Source organism: Soonwooa purpurea (assembly GCF_053891095.1).
In genome coordinates this window covers 1-3,382 of sequence record NZ_JBSSMA010000039.1, presented here as the reverse complement: position 1 = coordinate 3,382, position 3,382 = coordinate 1, and the positions used below count along the sequence as shown (strand labels likewise).

At 32.7% G+C, this 3,382-nt stretch carries 2 protein-coding genes; both read left to right on the top strand.

All coding sequences use genetic code 11. From position 1 onward, the window contains the following. Position 1 precedes the first annotated feature (1 nt). Positions 2–127, top strand: a complete 126-nt coding sequence (locus tag ACVFVN_RS14505; protein WP_456235834.1) for a T9SS type A sorting domain-containing protein — start codon at positions 2–4, stop codon at positions 125–127. Next, positions 124–3,382 (top strand): hypothetical protein (locus ACVFVN_RS14500; RefSeq protein WP_456235833.1); only part of this gene is annotated, 3,259 nt, incomplete at its 3' end. The genes ACVFVN_RS14505 and ACVFVN_RS14500, both read left to right, overlap by 4 nt.

The following is a 3,382-nucleotide window of genomic DNA, read 5'->3' as shown; positions in this document are numbered from 1 at the left end:
GATAAAAACAAAAAATAGAGTTACAAAGATTAATACAAGCAATCTTCCGCAAGGAACTTATATCATCAAAGCACAAACCAACAATCAACAAAATCAAGAATATTCAACTAAAATTATTAAGGAATGATAAAAAAGTTATTTTTTATTATAATGTTCTCTACCTTCTATGTAGGAAGTTTAGCACAGGTTACAATAGGAAATTATAAAGAAGCAGTAACAACAGATATGTTTCCAAAATCTCCAGAAGCAGCTGCTTTATCTAAATTTGTAGATATTCCCGCAGGTAATTATACTGGAGTTGCTGATTTTTCAATCCCTTTGTACACTATCGAATTTGACGGTGAAAAAATCCCTATTGAGTTACGATATACAACTACGGGTATTACTGTAGGACAAGTTGCTACTAGAGTTGGTTTAGGCTGGGTTCTTAGTACAGGTCCTTCTTTGTCTCAGCAAGTAATTGGTGTACAGGATAAAAATTTCCCAAGATTTATTCTGCCCCCTAATTTTAATCCCGAATATTCCAATTCCGACCAGCAATTGGCTACTCTTTTAGCAGGAGCTATCCAGGGCGAAGCTCCGATCGATATTATTCCCGATGTTTTTACATATAATTTATTAACAAGTAATGGGAAATTTATTTTTAATGCTGCAGGTAGCGAGGGAGTTACTATGCCGTATAGCCAAACAAAAATAACAATAAATGGTGGGTACAACGATATTAAAATGATAGATGAAAAAGGATTTACATATTATTTTTCAAGTCCTATGTCCTCTTTATCAACCTATAACGATTGCATGCCTAGTTTAGATAAATCAGAAGATCCTAATTTTAGAATAGAAAAAATTAACTCACCGAAAAATCAAGAAATTAAATTTTTATATGACCCTAATAATTCACTAAATGTAAATGCTAAATATGTAAATTCTGTAACCACTCGGGAAAGAATAGCCACTATAGGTTATATCCCTCCAGGATATATACCGAGTGCTATGGGACCATTTGCTAATAAATGTGTTAATATAACAACATTAAAAAGTAAACCTTTGACAGAGATCCAATTTAAAGAAGGAATGATAGAGTTTATATATAATGATGTAATTCCTAGACAGGATATACCAGGAGATTTATCCCTAAAACAAATTATTGTCAGAAATAGAAACAATGAAATAATTAAAAATTTCACATTAAACTATGATTATTTTGTATCACAAGAAAAAGTATTAATGATACCCCGTCTACAAAATTATGCTAACGCATTAGTAGGAGCCGATAAACGTCTAAAACTAATAAATGTTCACGATAATCTGACAAATGGAACTTACAATTTAGAATATTATGAAAGTTATAACAATAAAAATTTACCTAACAGAATATCCAATAACCAAGATTATTGGGGGATTTACAATGGGAAAGATAATGGAGAAAAGGCGATAGCATTTTCAAACTCTAATATTAACTCTCCATATTTGAATGCTGACAAGTCTCCAGATATTAATTATGGAAAATTGGGTAATCTAAAAAAAATAATTTATCCAACAGGAGGTTATACAAGTGTTGAATATGAATCTGATGAGGCTGATATTTCAGAGTTTCCTATTATTGAGTATGAATATGATATTGATGAAGTATCACACGATGTTAGATCTTCAGACTCGAATGAATATCATACTGTTTTTACAATCACAAATGAAGATCCAATTACCCAAAATTTGGATTTTATTGGAAATTCTATAAGTCCGCTTCCACTTGGTGCTTGCTATTTAACTTTAAAAAAACCTAATGGATCAGTAGAAATATTTAAAGGGTCAAAAACTATGGAAAGACATGATCCTGTTGGTACTTACGAATTAATCATAACACCTGATACGAGTGCTTATCCAACGACTTGTACTGCAAGTTATTCATGGAAAAATATTGTTAAAACTCCAATTAATACCATAACGGCTCTGAGTGTAGGGACTATTAGAGTGAAAAAAATAGAATCTATAGATAATAATGGAAAGAAAATAACCCGTCAGTATACATACAAGGTACCCACTTCTAATAATTCGTTACCTTATACACAAAGCAGTGGTGTTAATCAGGGAGAACAGACTTTTGGAGCCTATACAACTAATATGATTCCATTAGGATTTGAAGGGCATTATGTAGAAGAGCATAGTGTGTCTAATAACCCAGGTTGGCAAACCTCAACTGTGAGAGGAAAGTCGATAGGTTATACTAATGTTCAAGAATATTTTATAGATGAAAACGTTTCGTCTAATTCCTATCGTAAAGAATATAGCTTTTTGAATGAACCTTCATATTATGGGACAGCTGTTGATCCATATGGCTTATCTATTGCCTGGCCAATTGATGGACTAGAAAGAGGACTATTAAAATCAGAGATTCTATTTGATTCCAAAAATAATAAAGTAAGGGAGAGTATAAAAGATTATGCTTATGATAAATATTTCAATTATAAATATAGTAATACAATTTCCAATACTCCTAGTTCTATGGGACTAGGTATTATGATAAAGGTGCAAAAACAGGTTTTGGGTAATTTTGCATTTAAATATAGTATTTTTCCACTAAATAATTATTGGATTCAGGAATCGAAAACGACGACAAGGGATTATGTAAGTCCGACTAGTTTAGTAGAAAAAGTTATCACACAAAATTATTCTGTACCAGACTATAAACACACCTATCCTGTTGAATTTGTTACTACGGGGAGTCAGGGAGAAACCTTGCGATCCGTTCTAAAATACCCTCAAGATATAACTGTGCAGGAGGCTGGAGGACAATCACAGTATGATGCAATACAAGAGCTTAAAAATAGAAATCAGTTATCAGAAGCTATATTGACTAAGACCTTTAATAATACATTACCTACTTCAGAGCAACGTACGGATTTTTTTGTTTTTGGAAATAATGTTTTACCAAAATATGTATACTATAAAAAAGGAGAAAGCATCTCGGCATCGGATCTAAAAGTTTCCTTCGGCGGTTATGATGATCGAGGAAATCTGACAGAGTACACCTTGGAATCTGGTATTCCAGTTAGTATTATTTGGGGTTATGACAAGACCAAGCCGATTGCTAAGATTGAAGGTGCAAAATATGAGGATATAAAAAGCAAGTCTGTTGTTATAGCTGCAATTAATGCCTCCGATTCAGATTTTAATGCCACACTGTCTAATGCTGATCAAACAGAAACAGATTTAATAAACACTTTAGATGCTCTAAGAAAAGATTCTGGCCTTAGTGATTATCAAATCACTACTTATAGTTATGACCCTTTGGTAGGCGTTAGAAGTGTTACACCACCTTCTGGTCTGCGAGAAATTTACATCTATGATACAGCCCAACGACTGAAGGAAGTCAAACGATTGG